Origin of the sequence: Mycobacteroides sp. H003 (genome assembly GCF_001440135.1) — a bacterium.
Classification (GTDB): Bacteria; Actinomycetota; Actinomycetes; order Mycobacteriales; family Mycobacteriaceae; genus Mycobacterium; species Mycobacterium gwanakae.
The window spans coordinates 159453-177993 of sequence record NZ_LJYL01000009.1 but is presented as its reverse complement, the minus strand read 5'-3'; the positions used below and the strand labels follow the sequence as shown (position 1 = coordinate 177993).

Sequence of the window (18541 nt, the reverse complement as noted above, 5' to 3'; positions counted from 1 at the left end):
CTAGAGACGAGTCGGCTGCCTGGCGGCATGAACTAGGCGCATCGGACGTCGTTGCGCACATGAATTTCGCATCCGAAGAGCATCGCGCTACTCGGTAATATTATTTGGCCTACTCAGGCATTATGAGCATCAATGGATACGAACCTATCGGCGGCCACGTGCACGTGCATGTTGAGTCGGTTGAACATTGAACAAACATGAGGGATGGGGCCGAGCCCCCAAGGCGGACCACGCATGTCGGCGAACACATGCGTGGCGATGGACGACGCGCGACGTCGGACCGAGGCCGCAGCCGTCACCGATAGCAAAGATCGCCAGCAGCAGAGATGAGGCCTGATATGGCGCCCATCAGAGTGCACATGACCGGCGCGGAGTGGTTCTCCTCGTTGCCGGGCGGGTTGAATCGGTACTTCACCGATCTGTTCACCGCGCTCCGCCACCGGGACAACATCGAACTGTCGGCCGCCGCATTCGGGGTGCCCTCTGACGGTGGATGGTCTTGGGGCGCCACCGGCGGGTCCACTCGAACGCGGGTTCTCACCGCGTTCAACGATCGATCCGGGCTGCGACAACCCGGCATTCTTGATCGCCACTTCTGCCTGTATGGACCATCCGCCACCGGATGGCGCACCCGCAGCCGCCTAGTTGTGCACTTCCACGGACCCTGGGCGGCAGAAAGCAGGTTCGCAGGAGCCGGAGCCTTCCGTTCCCGTGCCAAGTACGTCGTCGAGCGCCTCCGGTACACCGGCGCCGAGCGGATGATCGTCCTGTCGGATCGATTCCGTGACGTTCTGATCGAGGACTATCGGATACCGGCGGATCGCATCGAAGTCATTCCACCCGGGGTCGACCTCGACCGATTCGGACTGCTACCACCGTTGGAGACACCCACCGGGCGGCGCACGGTGCTCTGCGTGCGCAGGCTCGAACACCGCATGGGAATTCACCGCCTCATCGAATCGTGGCCGGCCGTCGTATCCGCGCATCGAGATGCCTGCCTGATGATCGTGGGCACGGGCACCGCCGAGAATGATCTGAGAGCACAGGTGTCAGCGGCGGGTCTGGACGACAGCATCCAATTCACCGGACGTGTGGACGACCCAACCCTGACACAGCTCTACACACTTGCCGACCTCACCGTCGTACCATCCGTGGCTCTTGAGGGGTTCGGATTGATCGCACTCGAATCCTTAGCCACCGGCAGACCTGCCGTGGTCACCGACTGTGGCGGACTCCCCGATGCAGTACGCGGTCTGGACCCCACGTTGATCGTGCCATCTGACAACGCCGAAGCGCTTGGGGCGCGCCTCATCTCGGCACTCGATGGCGTGCTCCCCAGCGCGCAGCAGTGCCGGCGACATGCCGAGTCGTTCTCCTGGGCGGCTGCCGCGCAGCGTCACCACGCCGTGTATTCGGAGTTGAGCGCGTGATCCGGGCGGTATTCGTCGCCCACACGGCCGCGCCCTCCGGCGCGGAGCTGGCAACTTCGCGCTTGCTGTCGGCGCTACGCAATGTACCCGCGGAGTTCACGGTCGAACCATCCGTGATCTACACCGAAGACGGCCCCATGGTCAGCGCAATGAGGTCCCAAGGCATACAAACATCATTGTTGGCCAACACTTTCGATAGCCGAAGCGTCACCATTGACGGTTCCGGATGGTTGCGCAGGTTGACCGGAGCCGCGTCACTGGTTCGGCTCGGGTGGGATGTGGGTGCCGTCGTGCGGGAGCACGGAGCCGATGTGCTGATCGCAGGGAGCACAAAAGCTCTCATCATGTCTGCCGTTGCGGCCAAACGAGCGCGGATTCCCTTGATTTGGCACGTTCACGATCGGATATCAGCTGAATATTTCGGTGCCACACTGGCATTCCTTATCCGAATGATCGGCATGATGGTGTCCGACGGATACATCGCCAACAGCCGATCCACCCAGAACTCCCTCCGGCCACGGCGGCGCCCGGGCGTCGTGGCGTACCCCGGGCTGGATTTTCTGCGGACACTCGACACAGAACACCCGCCCCAGCGCCCGCCCGCCGAGACCGTTGTCGCTGTCGTCGGCAGACTGACGCGATGGAAGGGACAAGACGTGTTCCTCAGGGCGCTGGCCAACACCAGCGTTAAGCCTCAGCGCGTGTACCTCGTCGGCGGCACCTTCTTCGGCGAGGATTCCTTTCGAACCGAATTAGAAGACCTGGCAAGCGAACTGCAGCTGCCGGTGACATTCACCGGGCATCTCGACGACCCCTCCGACATCCTCTCCACCGCCGACATCCTGGTGCATTGCTCGGTCATCGCCGAGCCCTTCGGGCAGGTCGTCGTCGAAGGGCTGCGCGCGGGCTGCGCAGTCATCGCCACCCAGCCCGGCGGTCCCGCTGAGGCTATTGAATCGGGAGTTCACGGGCTGCTGGTCGACGCCGGCAACGCTGATCAGTTGACCGATGCCCTCGACCGTCTCATTGAAGACCGTGACCTTCGAATCCGATTGGCGCAAGCCGGTCAGTCTCGGGCCAGAAAATTCGATATCGCCGACTCGGCACAGACCGTCGCATCGTTCTTCGCGCAGGTCCTCAACCGTCGCGCGACTGCATCGTTAGAAGAGCGCAGTGTCTAGGGGACCGCGAAACAGCGCAACGCTTCCCCGCGCATTACGACTGGCCCGGGATTTCGGGGCCGTTGTCTTCGGCAAGTACGGCCAATACGTCGTGACATTCGCGACCGTGCCACTACTTGCCCGAATTCTGGGCCCGGCGGGAATGGGGCTATTGGCCGTGGGGATGGCGGCGTACTTCTTCGGCTCCATCGTCGTCGACCTGGGCATGACACCGTTCCTCGCGGCTCAAGTGCCCGCCCTACGCAACACCCCCGCCGAACTCCGGCAGGTGCGTACCGACTACTTAACCCTGAGGTTGATCACCCTGGCCGTGCTCGGCGCCGCGTTCGGCGTCGGCTGGATAGCCGGGGCGCCCTCGTATGTGCACATGATTCTGTTGGGACTCTTCGCCGGTGGGCTCTGGGCCACCTCCGATGACTGGCTGCTCATTGGGCAGGGGCGGTTTGTCGCATCCGCGGTTTACCAGGGCTCCGGGCGCATCGCCTACCTCGTTCTTCTCATCGTGCTACTACCGCATTCCCCACACGCGTCCACCGCGGTGCTGTGCCTGCTGGGCTCCTCAGTTCTGACGGTCGCCGGCACCTGGTGGGACAGCCTGCGCACCTTCGGCGGGCTGTGTCGCCCCTACGCACCTGGCCGCATCCTCCGCACCAGCTGGCCGATCGCCACCTCACGACTTCTCACCACCGGATACGGGCAAGGCGCACCGGCCATTTACTCCGCCATGCTCGACGCCGTGTCGCTGGGCCTGTTCTCGGCGAGTGATCGTCTGGTCAGGGCCATGCAATCTCTCCTGGATATGATCGGATTGGTGCTGCTGCCCCGGATGGCGAAACGCAGTGGACACGAACACTTCTGGCGCACCGGCTTGCGGGGATTACGCGGCGCCGTCGCGGTGGCCATACTCGCAGCAGCTCTACTCTGGGTGCTCGCGACACCGATAGTTCACCTCATTTTCGGAAGCGAGTTCCTCGGGGCCGTCGGCCTACTGCGCGCCGAGCTTCTCATTCTTCCGGCAAGCACTATCAGCTCGTACATCAGCACCGCGCTGTTACCGGTACGTCAGGACATGCATGGTGTCCTCGTAGCGTCGGTGGTAGGTACAGCGGCGTCGGTGGCCGGGCTGATCGCAGCATCCTGGAGCCACTCCGTGTGGGCACTGATTGGCGGCGTGATCGGCGCCGAATTCGGAGTAGCCATTTGGTATCTGGTCCGAATCAGGCACCTGGCAAGACGGGAACGAGGCGTGCTCATCGAGACCGAATCGGAGCAAGAGGGTGTTGTGCGATGAAGATCCTCTTTATCGGAGATGACTGGGTGGGCAGTAATGCCCGGTCGATGGCGGACGGATTCCGCCAGGCGGGCCATGAGGTGGTCGTGGTGGACACCACCAGAGTCACCTTGCCTGCCAGGCTGTCACCGGCCTGGGTGTACTCAAAGGCCATGCGCCGGAGGGCATCCTGGGTGCAGAACTCCGTGCATGATCAGATCGATGCCATTGCGCGAGATTTCACTCCCGACATGCTCTTCGGGTTCAAATCGATCCACCTGGACCAGGCACGACTACTCCAGGTTCCGGCAGCAGTCCGCGTCCACTACAGCCCCGATGATGTCGGCAATCCCTACAACACGACGACTGATTACCTGGCACACGAACGCGAGTGGGATCTGGTGGTCACCACCAAACGCCACAACGTGACCGAGTTGCAAGACCGAGGCGCGCGCCGAGTGAAGTTCGTACGCAGCGCCTACGACCCCGCGTGGCATCGTGCGTGCGCGAAACGGGTTGCACGGCAGTATCTTGTGGGGTTCATCGGAGCCAGACGCCCGGACAGATCCGACATGATCGCCCGACTCGGCAACGAGCACGGGAAGAATCTTCTTGTTCGTGGTCCGGGCTGGCGACGCATGCCCTCGCTGCAGGCCACCGGAGCCACAGTCGGTGGCGCCGTCTACGGCGATCACTTCGCGACCACCGTGGCGTCCGTCACCGCGAACCTGGTCTTGCTGAACTCTGACAACCGCGACACCCACACCTGTCGAACGTTCGAAATACCCGCGTGCGGTGGGCTGTTCGTCGGGGAACGCACCGATGAACACAGCGAGCTGCTCAACGAGGGAACCGAATGTCTGCTGTTCTCCAACGAGGCCGAACTTGGCGAGATCCTGCAGTGGTGTGCTTGCCATCCGGCGCAAGCCGCCAAGATCGCGGGGGCAGGCCACCTTCGCGTGACGCAGGGATCGCACCGCTACGTCGACCGCGCCAAGGAAATCGCCGATGAGCTCCACTGACGCCACGGAAATGCCCACCGATGAGCCCTCAGTGCCTGCCGCCGACCGGCGACCACGGTGGCGCAGGCGAGTCCTGTTGGCCTTGATCGCGATCGCCGTGCTCACGACGGGGTTCGTCACCGCTGGCTGGCGTGTGTACATGCACCCGCAGACCGATCCGCTACGGCCCGCCGACGCGATCGTCGTATTGGGCGGCACTCCCTACGAGCGATTCGACGTCGGGCTGGATCTGGCGAAACGCGGGTACGCACCGTACCTGCTGATCGCACAGTCGACCGGTGCCAATGACCGCAACATGGACAAGTACTGCAAGGGCCACTTCACATTCACGGTCAGCTGCTTCATCCCAGACCCCTGGACCACCGAGGGCGAGGCCCAGGAAATACGCGCCAAGGCACAGGAACTCGGCTGGCATCACATCATCGTCATCACCTTCACGCCACACGTCTCGCGTGCTCGTTACATCGTCGGAAAGTGTTTCGACGGGGAGCTCACCATGGTCGCTAGTCCCACTCCTTCCGGAGTTGCCTTCTGGTCGTGGATGTTCGTCCGGCAGTCCGGCAGTTACGTCAAGGCCTTTCTGACCCCCGGATGCTGAGGAGGGAACTATGAACTCATCGCGTATAGCGATCGTCCATGAACGTTTCACCGAGTTCGGCGGCTCGGAATTGGTGGTCGCCGAATTCATGAAGGCCTGGCCGCAGGCGAAAGTCTTCGCGCCGATCACGGAACCCCATTGCCGCCAGCAGGTATTGGAAGCCGCGGGCTGGCCGGACGATGCACCGCACGAACCGATTTCGGGGACCTGGCTGGACAATGCCTACAGCGCTACCGGACGCAGGTCGCACGCACCACTGCTTCCCCTGGTTCCCAGCGCCCTGAGGAAGCTCCCGCTCGGCGATGACCTCGACGCGGTGCTGATCAGTCATCACTCATTCGCCACCCAGGCGGCATTCGCCACCGATGCTCCCGTCATCGCATACGTGCACAGCCCGGCCCGCTGGGCATGGGACCGCGCATTTCGTGATCACGAGATGGCAAGCCGGGCAGGACGAATCGCCCTGTCCGCATTGGGGAACCTCGCGCGCCGGGGCGAACTGCGGGCAGCACCCCGCTTATCGCATGTCATCGCCAACTCACATGCCGTGGCGGAGCGGATTCGCGATTGGTGGGGGCTGCCGTCGACAGTGATCAGCCCACCCGTACGCATCGACAGGTTCTCTCCCGATCCGTCGATTGCCCGCGAGGACTTCTATTTGTGTGCGGGCAGGCTGGTTCCGTACAAGCGTGCGGACCTAGCCATCCGGGCCGCGCAACGGGCCAATTGCCGCCTAGTGGTGCTGGGCGAGGGACGATTCCGCGATCACCTAGAAGAAATCGCCGGGCCCGAGACCACCTTTCTCGGCGCCGCATCCGACGAGGTTCTCCTGGACATGTACCGGCGATGCCGCGCCCTATTGATGCCCGGCGTGGAGGACTTCGGGATCGTCCCCGTCGAGGCAATGGCGTGCGGAACACCGGTCCTGGCGCTGGGCGCGGGAGGTGCTCTGGACACCGTGGAGCCCGGCATTACCGGTGAACACGTACAGGCCGGCCCGGATGACGCCGTCATAGCACAGCTCGCCGAGCTGATGCGGGACTTCAACCCCGCCGACTACGACACCAGCGCCATCCGGTCGCAGGCGTGCGGATTCTCACCCGAGGCGTTCCGTTCCCGGATCGCCGATATCGTGCTGGGAGCCGTGCGCCTCTAGTCGCTCGCCGAGTGCTTTCCTGCACTTGACGACGATCCGCCATGGGCACCCGAACCTTCCGAACCGCCCGCGCTCGAACCACCACCGGACGACGCCTCGGGCGCGCGATGCTTTCCACCCGACTCACTGGGCGAGGCCACCTTGACCTTCACCTTGTTGGACGCACCCGAGGAATCCTCATGATGCTTGCCGCTATCGGAGTCGCTCTTGGTCACCGACGACGTGCCTGAATCCTTATTCGCCTCAGCAGCTTTGGATTCGGACTGAGTAGAAGTCACAGATTCGATCGTGTTAGTCACCGTAGAGGTGATCGCACCCCTCGTCTGCTTGATCGACCCACTGGCCGAATCCTTCAGCGCACTATTCGCCTTATCGACCTTGTCCTGCAGCTTCTCCTTCACGACCGGCTTCGCCGGCTTCTCCTTGTCTTTCGAGTCTTCCTTCGCCTCGGCCTTGGGGGCCTCTTTCGCGACATCCGGCGTGGGAGCGGCAGCGGCAGCAGGTTGAGCTGCCGCTTCGCCGATCGGCGTCGCACTCAATTCCGAAGCGCTGGATGCGGATGCGGAAAGCGGCGCCGGCGCGACCTTCTCGACAACCTTGTCCTTGGCGGCGACGAGGTTCGAGGTGAGATCCAGTTTCGGAGCCTCAAGCTGCTTGGCCTCAGGTGCCGTCGCAGCGCCCAGTTTCTGCGCCGGCGCAGAAGCCTCGACGTGCGTGGCCGCCGGTGCGGGCGTATCGGTGGCCGCCAAGGTGTTGGGCGCCGGAGACGAGAGCGGCGCGGGAGCCGCACCGATCACGCTGGCGAGCTGCGTCATCACATCCTTGTAGAACTTGGAGGCCTGCAGGGTGTTCGACGCCGCACCATTGAACAGATTCCCGTACTGCGCGGTGAGCATGTCCGAGATCGGTGTCATGACGGGCGTAACCAAACCCTTGTACAGCGGAGTCAGAGCCTTGGCGAGTTCGACTGTCGGGTCCGGTATTCCGAGCGCGGTACTGATCAGGCCGGAGACGGTGATGAGCTGGGTTGGCACGATGCCACCCGTGGGAATCAGGTTGGGCGGGATGATTCCCAGAGGCGTGTTGGCCCCCGGTGCCGTGCCGATCTGGAATGTCGGCATGAGCCCAACACCGAACAGCGATGGCAGCGTGAAGCCCATGCCCTCGGTCCCCATGTTGAAGCCACCCAGGGAATAGACGATCGGTATCGGCAGCGCCCCGGAGAACGGCGTCTGCAACACCATCATGTTCTGCCCGTTGTTGATATTGAATCCGTTGGTGCCGAGATAGTTTCCGGTCGTCACATTGAGATTCGTCATACCCAGGCCGAGCATCGGAACGGAGAAGTTGGACAACGTCGTGCCGACCGGCGAGTAGATACCGTTCTGCGTCGGGATGAGGACATGTGCATTGAACTGGCCTGCCTGCCCCAGCCCCAGTGGAGCCTTGATGCCGTTGGCCCACATGGGAATCGACAGCACGGTCTGCGGAACGTTCACGGCACCGCCGTCGACCACCAAGGTGGGCGCGGTCGCCCACCATCCGGTCTCCATCCCCAGCGGGAATGTGTAGTTTCCCGCACCCATCGGGACCCAGGCCGTCACGTTCGGCAAGGTGCCATCGGGCAGGATTCGGACCGAGTCGGGCAAGATGCCCAGCGGGTCCAGCGAGGCCGGGATCTTGATGTTGAGCCCGCTCGGTGTCTGCACAAAGGTGTTGGTGATGGTTGTCAGGCCGCTGGCCTGAAGCAGCGGCCAGTTGTAGCCCGCCGTGAACTTGTCCTGCTCGGCGATCAGTCCGTCGACGATGTCGCTCAGGGGCGGAAGCTGGTTGACGACGGGCCCGATGATGGGGTTGTTGAACACACCGTCAAGCGCGTTGGCCAGACCATTGAGCAGGTTGGCGCCCGGGATGGTCGTCGGCAGTGGCAGGTCGACGAAACCCTGCCCGGGAATCTTGATCGCGGGAATGACTCCCGGAACAGCCGTCGGGAGCGGAGTGCTTGCGAGGTTCCGCAGCACATCGGGAAGGTCGGCAATGCTGGTCAGATTGGAGTGGGTGAGGCTCGTCCCGAACGTCGGGAGCAGCCCTCCGGATCGCTGGGCGATGGGATTCCAGATGCCTCCGGCAGCCGATCCAATCGCATTAGTCCCGGATAAGTAGTTATTGAGCGCGTCCTTAGAGTCGGTGACCGCGCCTTTGTAGTCCGGCGCTGCCGCGGCCGCCTGTGCGGTGGGCCCGACAAAAGCCAAGCTGGCAGTCGCGGCGACGGCGCCCGCCGCGGTCACGGTGCGTTGGACGACGACCTTTTTGGATGACTTTCGATGCCGCTTGGACAAAACCGCAACCCTCTCCTTTGAGGAAACCTGAAACGTGAGCAGCACTGTAAACGTGTGACCCACCTCATAGTCGTTATTTGAAAATCGTGTCTACCTGCGATTTGTTTGGTAACACTGCGTGCCCAGACCAGCCCCGGTCGCTGCGGGCAGCGCAAGGAGGGGCCTTACTCACGCAAAGTGATTGACGAAAGTTTGCTAGAGACGTCAACAAGCGTTTACGGCGAGCAACCTGGCGGCCGAAGCAAACATGCAAACCTCCCGGCCATCGGGGTACTACAACCCCAGTAGACGACCGTCAATTTACGTTCACGCCTGAATCCATTTTCGCGTTTCGCATATATCCAGGAACCGAATAGCCCATGATGTCCGAGACGTACTCGTAGATTGCTGGGATTTGTGTTCCAGGTCACACAGGGAGCCGCATTGATTGCCGTAGCCGCAACCACTCTGAGCTGCGTCTGCGCGGGCCACCTGCGATGACCACACAAGACGAGCGCCGCGCCACCACTGATGGCGTTGCGGCGATCCAGGATTGGACGACCGGATACGTCAAACGCCACCCCCTGGAATCACTCAAGACCGTCGGCGAGCAGTTCATGCTCGGTGTCCGCACTATCCAGTGGTTCTTCATCGACCTATTCACCGGCCAATTCCAGTGGCAGGAGTTCGTCAGGCAGGGCGCCTTCCAAGCCGGCACCGCCGTCGTGCCCGTCATTCTGGTCACCCTGCCCATCGGTGTCACGCTCTCCATCCAGTTCGCGCTGCTCGCCGGGCAGGTCGGTGCGACATCGCTGGCCGGTGCGGCCAGTGGCATCGCCATCATCCGGCAGGCCGCCTCACTCGTAGCCGCTCTCCTGATGTCCGCGGCCGTGGGTTCGGCCATCACTGCCGACCTCGGCTCGCGCACCATGCGTGAAGAGACCGACGCCATGGAGGTCATGGGCGTCTCGGTGATCCGGCGACTCGTCGTCCCTCGCTTCGCGGCCGCCATCATGATCGGTATCGCGCTCACCGGAGTCGTCTGCTTCGTCGGGTTCCTCGGCGCCTACCTATTCAATGTCTATTGGCAGAACGGCGCTCCGGGCAGCTTTGTCACAACCTTCTCCGCCTTCGCGACCCCCGGCGACATGATCCTGGCCCTCATCAAGGCCGTCATCTATGGCGCCATCGTGGCAGTGGTGGCCTGCCAGAAGGGTCTGTCCACCAAGGGCGGCCCGATCGGTGTCGCCAACTCCGTGAATGCGGCCGTCGTGGAATCGATCCTGCTGCTGATGACGGTCAACCTCGCCATCAGCCAGCTGTACATCATGATGTTCCCGCGGACGGGGCTGTGACATGACCGCATCAACTTATGTACCCCCGATTGCACGGCCCTTCGTCGGCATCTACAACAAGGCGCAGAAGCCGATCACCCGGCTCGGCCACATGGTCGCGTTCTTCTTTCGTGCGATCGCCGGCGTACCCATTGTGCTGCGCCACTATTGGAAAGAGTTCCTGCGGCATCTGTCCGATATCGCCTGGGGCAACGGCTCTCTGGTGGTCGGTGGCGGTACCGCCGGTGTCATGATCGTCCTGGGCATCATCGCCGGTGGACTGGTGGCCATCGAGGGCTACAACTTCCTGGACCTGCTGGGGCTGGGGCCGGCCACCGGCATCATCTCCTCCTTGGTGAACACCCGTGAACTCGCTCCGATCATGGCCGCGATCGCCTTCGCCACCCAGGCCGGCTGCCGCTTCACCGCACAACTGGGTGCCATGCGCATCTCCGAAGAGATCGATGCCATGGACTCCATCGCGATCCGCCCCATCCCCTACCTGGTGACCACCCGGCTGATGGCGGCCACCGTCGTCACCATCCCGCTGTACGTCGCGCGCCTTGCCGTCAGCTACCTGTCCTGCCAGATCATGGTCGGGATCATGAGTGGTGGATCCATCGGTTCATACCTGCACTACTTCGGCATCGGCGTGAGCGGCATCGACATCTTCTACTCGGTCATCAAGGCGATCATCTTCGTGTGGCTCGCCTCGACCATCCAGTGCTACTACGGCTTCTACGCCAGCGGTGGCCCCGAAGGCGTGGGCGTAGCCGCAGGGCACGCCATGCGCGCCGCCATCACACTCGTGATCATCGTCAACATGCTGCTCACCATGGCGCTCTGGAGCGTCGACGCAGGTGCGAGGTTGGGTGGCTAAATGGCGGCGAATTCCTTTGAGACGGACGGCCGTGGACCATCCGAGAAACTCCTGCTGGGTACCGGCGTCGCGATGATCGTGGTGGCCGCACTGGTCACCGGCGTCATGATGCTGAAGTCCACGGGACGTCTCAACGACTTCGTCCGGGTGATTGCCGATCTCAATAACGTCGGTGACGGGCTGCCCCAAAAATCCGACGTGAAGTACCACGGTGTTCTGGTCGGCGAGGTCGATGGCGTCACCCCTGCCGCCAACGGCCAGCCCAACTTCGTGCACATCAACCTCAAGCCGCAATACGCCAAGTCCATCCCCAGCACCGCCACCGCTCGCGTTGTCCCCAGCAACGTCTTCGCGGTGTCCTCGGTGCAGCTGGTGGATCGGGGGCAGGGTGCTCCGATCCGCGCGGGCGCACACATCGCCGAGGACACCCAGCTGCCGACCGTGCTGTTCCAGACAACGGTGAGCAAGCTGCGCGATGTCCTCACCGCGACCGGTCGCGGCCGCGACGACCACTCCACCGGCATCCTGGCCGCGCTGGGAGCCGCGACCGACAACCGCCGCGTCAAGCTCCTCACCGGCGGTGCGCAGCTGAACCGCCTCATCGCCCAACTCAACGACATCGTGGTGACCGACACCGGCCCGTCCACGGTCAAGGCTCTGCTCGATGCGACCGAGGGGCTCAAGCAGACCGCACCCGAACTGCTCGACTCACTGCACCAGGCCGTCAAACCGATGCAGACCTTTGTCGAGAAACGCGAACAGCTGACCAGCCTGATCAACGGCGGCCTCACGACGGTGGGCACTACCCGGCAGGCCTTCGACAACCACACCGATCAGCTGATCGGCATCACCACAGAACTCACGCCCGTCCTCGGCACGTTCTCGAACAACGCGGGCAAGTTCCAGATGATCTTCCAGAAGATCAACCAGATGAATCAGAAATGGTTCGAGAATCCCTGGCTGTCCGACGTGGATACCGGCAACATGCGGGTGAACCTCTCGCTGACCCCCGGATACAGCTACACGCGAGCCGACTGCCCACGCTATGGCGAGCTCAAGGGTCCCAGCTGCTTCACCGCACCCGAGCTCGTGGTGCGTCCAGACCTGCCGGAAGAACTGCTTCCCCAGAACTACAAGGTGCCGCCGGACCTGCAGCCACCACGCGGAACTGTAGTGGGCCCCAACGGAAATCTGATCGCGGTCGGCCCGCCGTACGTGGTGCCCCCCGGCGGGCCGAATCTGACGGACCCGAACCCCCCACTGCCGCCGTGGCAGGCGGTGCCGGTGCCGCGCGTCCCCGGGACCGCGGATCCCGATCTCCTGGAGCCGCCGCCGCCACCACCTCCCCCGCTGCCGGCCGCACCGGTTGCTCCCGGCGCACGGGACGGTGGCGGCGCACCGATCGCACCGGCATCGTTCGGCGGGACGGTGGGCCCGGTAGGCAGCGCAGTAGAGCGCACTCAGCTCAGTGTCATCACCGACAAGCCTGCTAGCTCCTCCACACAGCTGCTGCTCGGCCCGGTCGTGCGGGGCACCACGGTCTCGCTCGCGAAGGAAGGATCCCAATGAAGTTCCGTGGTCCGTTGATCGCGCTGGTCGTCTTCATGGCGGTCGCGATGGTGCTGACGTGGCTGGTGTATGCCACGTTGCGCCGTGATGTGGCGGGCGGGACCACGGCGTACTCGGCGGTCTTCACCGATGTGTACGGGTTGCGAAACGGTGATGACGTCCGCATGGCCGGTGTACGCGTGGGACGTGTGGAGAAGATCGAACTGGTCAACAACAACCAGGCCAGGGTCGACTTCGTCGTCCAGAACGACCAGAAGCTGTACGGCAACACCCTTGCCTCCGTGACGTATCAGAACATCGTCGGTCAGCGGTACCTGGGCCTGTCACTCGGCAAGACCGGTGACACCAACGTGCTGGCGGCGGGGTCGACGATTCCTCTGGAGCGCACCGATCCTTCCTTTGATGTCACCACGCTGCTCAACGGATACGAGCCACTGTTCAGCACGCTCTCACCGGAGCAGGCCGACAATCTCACCAAGGGTGTCATCCAGTCCCTGCAGGGTGATCAGGCCTCGATCACGTCGCTGGTCGACCAAACCTCCACGCTGACAAAGACCTTCGCAGGACGCGACCAGGTGCTGGGCAATGTGATCACCAGCCTGAGCACAGTGACGGGAAACTTGGCGCAGCAGAACGACAGTCTCGACAAGGCCATCACGAACACCCGGAAGGTGGTGGCGGATTTCGACTCCCGCCGTCCGGAGCTGGTCAACTCGGTGGGCTCACTGGCACAGACCCTGCGGCGGGTGTCAAAGATCACCGACGAGGTCTACCCGTCACTCGATGAACTCATCACGCGCCAACCAGGTTTCGCCAAGCACATGGTGCAGATCGAGCCGAAGCTGGCCTTCCTCGGCGGCAACCTACCGCTACTGCTCAAGGGCTTGGCCCGTATCACCGGTGACGGCGCCTACGGCAACGCTTACATCTGCGATCTGAACATCACCGGCTTCTTCCCGGGCCTCAACGACGTGGTGCCGATCATCGTCAACGCGGCGACACCCGGCAACGTCACCCAGCACACCCCGCGATGCAGGAACCTGGCCAATGGCTGAACAAACGAGATGGCAGAAGATCAAGAACCGGCCGGTCGAGACCTACAACAAGACCTGGCTCGGGTTCATCGCGATCGCCGTGATCGGTGCACTCGTGGGCGGGATGCTGCTCGTCAAGGCAATCGGTTTCGGGTACACCACCTACACCGCCGAGTTCGCGCAGGCAGCATCGCTGCGGTCCGGTCAGCCCATCACCGTGGCGGGCATCCCGCTGGGAACGGTCACCAGCATGAAGCTGGTCGGCGATCACGTCGAGGCCAAGCTCTCGGTCAGCGATGACGTGAAGCTGGGTAAGGACACCAAGGCCGCGATACGGGTGACCACGATCCTCGGTTCCCGATACCTGGACCTGCGCCCGGAAGGACCGGGGTCGTTGCCCAACAAGACCATCGACCTCGCCCACACGGAGGTCCCCTACGACTTGCAGGCGACCCTGCAGGACGTGACGAACACCTTCGACCAGGTCGATTTCGACAAGGTGGCTCAGTCGTTGAGCATTCTGGGTAAACAGCTCGACGGGCTGCCCGAGGTGGTCCCCCAGGCCATGCAGAACATCCAGACACTGTCGGGAATCATCGCCGAACGACGCGACCAGTTGGGCACGCTACTCAAGAGCACCGAGAAGGTCACCAACACGCTGCACCGCCAGCAGCAGGGCGTGGGAACCCTGATCAATCAGGGGCAGAGCCTGATCGGCGAATTCGTGGTGCGCCGTGGCACTTTCCACGCGATGATGCAGTCGCTCACCAACCTGGTCGAGCAGCTCAGCAAGATCGTCATCAGGAACCGGCCGCAGCTCGACGACATGCTCAAGACGCTGCATCAGCTCACCGACATGCTCGGCCAGCATGACGACCTGCTGCGCAGCATTCTGCAGGTTGCACCCGTCGCGCTGCGCGGCGTCACCAACGCCACCGGCACTGGCAACGCCATCGAGTTCAATGCCCCCAACGGCCTGGCCGTCGACTCCTGGATGTGCGCAATCAGCGGTCGCGCAAAGCAATTCGGCATGATCCAGTACTTCAAGGACTGCAAATGAGTAGCGGCAGAGGTAAGGCCATCGCCGTCATCGCAACGATCGCGTTAGTGGTCGCCGCGATCGTCGGCGCAGGCGCGTACTACGTGAAGTCGCAGTTGGATCACATCACGCTGACCGCTCAGTTCGACAACGCTTCCGGACTGTACGAGTCCAATGTTGTTGCAGTACTGGGCATGCCAGTCGGCAAGATCACGAAGATCACCCCCCGATCCGGGTATGTCGACGTGGAGTTCACTGTCGACAAGGACGTCAAGGTGCCCGTCGACGTGCAGGCCGTCACCCTGTCGACATCGATCCTCACCGATCGCCAGGTCGAGCTGTCTCCCCCATACCGGGGCGGGCCGACACTCAAGGACGGCGACACCATCGGACTCGACAAGACGAAGACGCCGGTGGAATTCGACCGCGTACTGGGCATGCTCGACAGATTGTCGGTATCGCTCAAGGGCGACGGAAACGGTCAGGGACCGGTGGGCGACATCATCAATGCGGCCGCCGGAGTCGCCGACGGTAACGGCGACAAGATCAAGTCAGGCCTTGACGAGCTGTCAAAAGCGTTGCGGCTCAGCTCAGAGGGCGGAGTAACCACCCGCGAGCAGATGACGACCATCATCAAGAACGTCAGCTCACTGTTCGACGCCGCAGCGGCCAACGACGGCAAGCTGCGCGAATTCTCCACCACCATCCACCAACTGAGCAACATCATCGACGACGAGGCGCTCGGCACCGGCAACACCGGGCGCAAGCTCAATGATTTGGTGAAGCAGGCCGGCGACCTCCTGGAAGTCAACCGCGACCACATCAAGGCGGCGGTCCTCAACGGCAACACGGCACTCAAGACAGTCTCGGACAACCAACGCGAGCTCGCCGAGACCCTCGACCTTGCGCCGCTGGCCGTGGAGAACCTCTACAACATCATCGACCAGGACAACGGGTCGCTGCGCGCACGATTCCTCACAGACAAGCTGCTGTTCGAGAGCCAGACAGCCAAGGAGATCTGCAACATGATGGGCCTGCGCCAACTGGGCTGCAGCACAGGAACATTGCAGGACTATGGGCCCGATTTCGGCCTCTCCTATGTGCTCGACGGGCTCGCGGCGATGGGGCAAAAGTGATGGCTACACGCAAGCGCCTGGCAGCGATGGGCACGGCAGCGATGCTGGCGGCCACCGTCCTGTCCGGCTGTGGCACCAACGGTCTGGGAGATCTCCCGCTGCCCGCCCCCGGCGTCGGATCGGGCGGCTACCATCTGACCGCCCTGTTCTCGAACATCCTGAACCTGCCGAACAACGCCAAGGTGAAGCTGGCCGGCGCGGATGTCGGCCAGGTCGACGACATGCGGGTGAGTAACTACACCGCGATCACCACATTGCGCATCATCCACGGCGTCCGGCTCCCTAAGGGCAGCACCGCCGAGCTGCGTTCCGCGACACCGCTCGGCGACGTCTTCGTCTCGATTCGCCCCCCGGCCGGTGCCACCTCGGACTCGCCCATCCTCAAGGAGGGCGACACCATCGGCCTCGATTCGACGATGGCCGCGGCGACGGTGGAATCCGTGCTCAGCTCGGCGGCGCTCGTTTCCAACGGCGGCGCGGTACGCAACCTGACCAATGTCATCAACGGTTTCGGTAAGGCAACCGGCGATCAGGGCCAGGCGTTCGGCGATCTGATCAAGGACTCCAATCGCCTACTGGGAACGTTGAATACGCGATCGGCACAGATCTCTGATGCTCTCACCCAGACCTCGCAGTTGGCCGACCAGCTCGACACCAAGAACCAGACTCTCACCGACATCGTGAAAGAGGCCGATCCAGCCACCGAGGCGCTCGCCGCCAACACCGCTCAGCTCTCGCAGCTGGTTCTTCAGATCGGCGCCACCACCAAGCAGCTGCAGAAATTCCCGTCGATCGCGGGCACTGATACCAGCGGACACAGCGTCATCAAGGACGCGAACACGATTGCCAAGTCGTGGAATGACATCGCGCAGGACCCGACGATCGATATCAACGGCCTCAACCGGCAGATCACCACACTCATCAAATCCACCCCCAGCAACGCGATTTCGGTACGCGTCAGTATCGACAAATTGGTACTGGGATCGATCCCCGATGCCGGGTTCAAGGGCGATATCGGTTCGCACGGCCCCAAGCGCTACAACTGGGCTCAGCTGGTCGGCTCCTTCAAGTACACGCTGTGGCGTCTTCAGGAACGCGTGGTGGGCAAGGGCGTGTACGGCGAGGACGTCCCGATGCGACCGAGCGCGACCGAACCCGGCGTGATCGAGCGCGTGCCGGGACCGCCGCCGGGCGTGCCGGTGCCGGCGCCTCCCGGACAAGCCGAGCCCGCGTCGGCGCCCGCTCCTGGCCCCGTCCCCGGCACCGCACCGGCGCCCGTTCCCGCCCCCGGACCGGAGGTGATGGGCCAGTGATCAACGCGCTCGCCAATGGCCTGGTCGGCACCATCCGTGCCGGGCATCGCAAGAGAATGCTGCTCTCGGGCATCGCGCTGGCCACCGTGCTGTTGGTCGCGATCGCCTACCTCACGGTAGGTGCGCTGCGCATCAGCCCGTTCTCGGGCACGTACCGCGTCAAGGTGCAGCTGCCGGAGTCCGGTGGTCTGCTGCCCAACCAGGATGTCGCGCTGCGCGGCGTCAAGGTGGGCACGGTGCAGTCGTTGGCCATCACCCCGCAGGGTGTCGACGCGGTCGCCGAGATCCAGTCGAAGTACAAGATTCCCGTATCCGCGAAGGTGCGCGTCACCGGCCTGTCACCCGCCGGCGAGCAGTACATCAACTTCGAAGGCGTCTCGGATCAGGGTCCGTTCCTCAAGGACGGCGCCGTGATCTCTGAGGGTGCGCAGGTGCCGGTGACGTTGGCCAAGCTGTTGGCCGATGCCGATGGTCTGCTGGCGCAGGTGGATCCCAAGAAGCTTGAGCTCATCAAGAAGGAACTGAGCCTGAGCAAGGAAGGCCCGCGCAAGCTCACCGAGATCATCGACGGCGGCACCTTCTTGCTAAGCACCCTGGATTCGGTGCTGCCCGAGACCACCAGCCTGCTCAAGACCAGCCGGGTGGTGCTCACCTTGGCCGCCGACAAGAACTCGGGCATCCAAGCCACCGCCAACGAGCTGGGCCGCACCCTGCGCGGCATCGAGAAGATGCAAAACGGCTACCGCACCCTCGTCGATCAAACCCCCAAAACCCTGGGCGCCGTCGACAACCTGTTCGCCGACAACTCCGACACCATGGTGACCCTGCTGGGTAATCTCGCAACCGCCTCACGGCTGCTCTACCTGCGCGTTCCTGCCCTCAACGCCCTGTTCCCCAACTATCGGGCCTCGGTGTTCGACGCGCTGATGAGCATCATGCACGACGGCGGAATCTGGGCCACTGCAGATCTGTACCCGCGCTACGTCTGCGACTACCCGACACCGCGGCTGCCGCTGTCGGCCGCCGACTACCCCGAGCCGTTCCTCTACGCCAACTACTGCGCGGACACGGATCCGGCCGTCCTGATTCGCGGTGCCAAGAATGCGCCGCGACCTGCTGGGGACGACACCGCCGGACCTCCCATGGGCGCCGATATGGGTAAGAAGGCCGACCCGACACCGAAGGGCCGCTTCCAGGTACCCACCACCTATGGTGGACCGACACTGCCGATCGAACCGCCGAACTGACACCTGACCTGCGA

The 18541-nt window shown here is 63.3% G+C and carries 15 protein-coding genes; 14 read left to right on the top strand and 1 reads right to left on the bottom strand.

Annotated elements, in window-relative coordinates; genetic code table 11:
- The first annotated feature begins 359 nt into the window (after positions 1 to 359).
- From AOT87_RS01130 to AOT87_RS01105, 6 genes are read left to right on the top strand one after another with little or no spacing between them, the layout of a single operon-like run.
- Positions 360 to 1430, top strand: coding sequence for a glycosyltransferase family 4 protein (locus AOT87_RS01130; protein WP_030094427.1), 1071 nt, complete (start codon positions 360 to 362; stop codon positions 1428 to 1430).
- The gene (locus AOT87_RS01125; protein ID WP_030094426.1) at positions 1427 to 2611 is read left to right on the top strand and encodes a glycosyltransferase family 4 protein; all 1185 of its coding nucleotides are present in this window, start codon (positions 1427 to 1429) and stop codon (positions 2609 to 2611) included. Before AOT87_RS01130 ends, AOT87_RS01125 begins: the two co-directional genes overlap by 4 nt.
- Positions 2604 to 3902 carry a lipopolysaccharide biosynthesis protein gene (locus tag AOT87_RS01120; protein ID WP_046252684.1) on the top strand — a complete coding sequence of 433 codons (1299 nt, stop codon included), beginning with the start codon at positions 2604 to 2606 and terminating at the stop codon, positions 3900 to 3902. Before AOT87_RS01125 ends, AOT87_RS01120 begins: the two co-directional genes overlap by 8 nt.
- Positions 3899 to 4903: a glycosyltransferase gene (locus tag AOT87_RS01115; RefSeq protein WP_046252683.1), complete on the top strand. Its 1005-nt coding sequence runs from the start codon at positions 3899 to 3901 to the stop codon at positions 4901 to 4903. The genes AOT87_RS01120 and AOT87_RS01115 overlap by 4 nt, the downstream gene beginning before the upstream one ends.
- Entirely contained in the window at positions 4890 to 5501 is a 612-nt protein-coding gene (locus AOT87_RS01110; protein WP_046252682.1) for a YdcF family protein, read from the top strand. The genes AOT87_RS01115 and AOT87_RS01110 overlap by 14 nt, the downstream gene beginning before the upstream one ends.
- Positions 5502 to 5511: 10 nt before the next feature.
- Positions 5512 to 6657 carry a glycosyltransferase gene (locus AOT87_RS01105; RefSeq protein WP_046252681.1) on the top strand — a complete coding sequence of 382 codons (1146 nt, stop codon included), beginning with the start codon at positions 5512 to 5514 and terminating at the stop codon, positions 6655 to 6657.
- Here AOT87_RS01105 and AOT87_RS01100 read toward each other — a convergent pair.
- Positions 6654 to 9041, bottom strand: coding sequence for a hypothetical protein (locus AOT87_RS01100; protein ID WP_057968824.1), 2388 nt, complete (start codon positions 9039 to 9041; stop codon positions 6654 to 6656). The two genes, AOT87_RS01105 and AOT87_RS01100, sit on opposite strands and share 4 nt — an antisense overlap.
- A 431-nt stretch (positions 9042 to 9472) precedes the next feature.
- Here AOT87_RS01100 and AOT87_RS01095 point away from each other — a divergent pair, with 431 nt between their 5' ends.
- Genes AOT87_RS01095 through AOT87_RS01060 form a run of 8 tightly spaced genes read left to right on the top strand, consistent with a single transcriptional unit; the run spans position 9473 to position 18527 of the window.
- The gene (locus AOT87_RS01095; protein WP_046252679.1) at positions 9473 to 10330 is read left to right on the top strand and encodes an ABC transporter permease; all 858 of its coding nucleotides are present in this window, start codon (positions 9473 to 9475) and stop codon (positions 10328 to 10330) included.
- Between the two features lies 1 nt (position 10331).
- Positions 10332 to 11189: an ABC transporter permease gene (locus AOT87_RS01090; RefSeq protein WP_057968825.1), complete on the top strand. Its 858-nt coding sequence runs from the start codon at positions 10332 to 10334 to the stop codon at positions 11187 to 11189.
- Entirely contained in the window at positions 11190 to 12758 is a 1569-nt protein-coding gene (locus tag AOT87_RS01085) for an MCE family protein (protein WP_057968826.1), read from the top strand. It abuts the gene before it with no gap.
- Positions 12755 to 13813: an MlaD family protein gene (locus AOT87_RS01080; protein ID WP_057968827.1), complete on the top strand. Its 1059-nt coding sequence runs from the start codon at positions 12755 to 12757 to the stop codon at positions 13811 to 13813. The genes AOT87_RS01085 and AOT87_RS01080 overlap by 4 nt, the downstream gene beginning before the upstream one ends.
- Positions 13806 to 14852, top strand: a complete 1047-nt coding sequence (locus AOT87_RS01075) for an MlaD family protein (protein WP_057966540.1) — start codon at positions 13806 to 13808, stop codon at positions 14850 to 14852. Before AOT87_RS01080 ends, AOT87_RS01075 begins: the two co-directional genes overlap by 8 nt.
- Positions 14849 to 15967, top strand: a complete 1119-nt coding sequence (locus AOT87_RS01070; RefSeq protein ID WP_046252674.1) for an MCE family protein — start codon at positions 14849 to 14851, stop codon at positions 15965 to 15967. Before AOT87_RS01075 ends, AOT87_RS01070 begins: the two co-directional genes overlap by 4 nt.
- Positions 15967 to 17280 (top strand): MlaD family protein, encoded by a 1314-nt coding sequence (locus AOT87_RS01065; protein ID WP_046252673.1) that lies wholly within the window; start codon positions 15967 to 15969, stop codon positions 17278 to 17280. Before AOT87_RS01070 ends, AOT87_RS01065 begins: the two co-directional genes overlap by 1 nt.
- Complete coding sequence (locus tag AOT87_RS01060) at positions 17277 to 18527, top strand: MlaD family protein (RefSeq protein ID WP_046252672.1); 1251 nt, start codon at positions 17277 to 17279, stop codon at positions 18525 to 18527. The genes AOT87_RS01065 and AOT87_RS01060 overlap by 4 nt, the downstream gene beginning before the upstream one ends.
- Positions 18528 to 18541 lie beyond the last annotated feature (14 nt).

Coding starts and splice junctions, on each gene's coding strand:
- AOT87_RS01130 (WP_030094427.1), top strand. CDS start 360: ATGACCGGCGCGGAGTGGTTCTCCTCGTTGCCGGGCGGGTTGAATCGG.
- AOT87_RS01115 (WP_046252683.1), top strand. CDS start 3,899: ATGAAGATCCTCTTTATCGGAGATGACTGGGTGGGCAGTAATGCCCGG.
- AOT87_RS01110 (WP_046252682.1), top strand. CDS start 4,890: ATGAGCTCCACTGACGCCACGGAAATGCCCACCGATGAGCCCTCAGTG.
- AOT87_RS01105 (WP_046252681.1), top strand. CDS start 5,512: ATGAACTCATCGCGTATAGCGATCGTCCATGAACGTTTCACCGAGTTC.
- AOT87_RS01095 (WP_046252679.1), top strand. CDS start 9,473: ATGACCACACAAGACGAGCGCCGCGCCACCACTGATGGCGTTGCGGCG.
- AOT87_RS01090 (WP_057968825.1), top strand. CDS start 10,332: ATGACCGCATCAACTTATGTACCCCCGATTGCACGGCCCTTCGTCGGC.
- AOT87_RS01085 (WP_057968826.1), top strand. CDS start 11,190: ATGGCGGCGAATTCCTTTGAGACGGACGGCCGTGGACCATCCGAGAAA.
- AOT87_RS01080 (WP_057968827.1), top strand. CDS start 12,755: ATGAAGTTCCGTGGTCCGTTGATCGCGCTGGTCGTCTTCATGGCGGTC.
- AOT87_RS01075 (WP_057966540.1), top strand. CDS start 13,806: ATGGCTGAACAAACGAGATGGCAGAAGATCAAGAACCGGCCGGTCGAG.
- AOT87_RS01070 (WP_046252674.1), top strand. CDS start 14,849: ATGAGTAGCGGCAGAGGTAAGGCCATCGCCGTCATCGCAACGATCGCG.
- AOT87_RS01065 (WP_046252673.1), top strand. CDS start 15,967: ATGGCTACACGCAAGCGCCTGGCAGCGATGGGCACGGCAGCGATGCTG.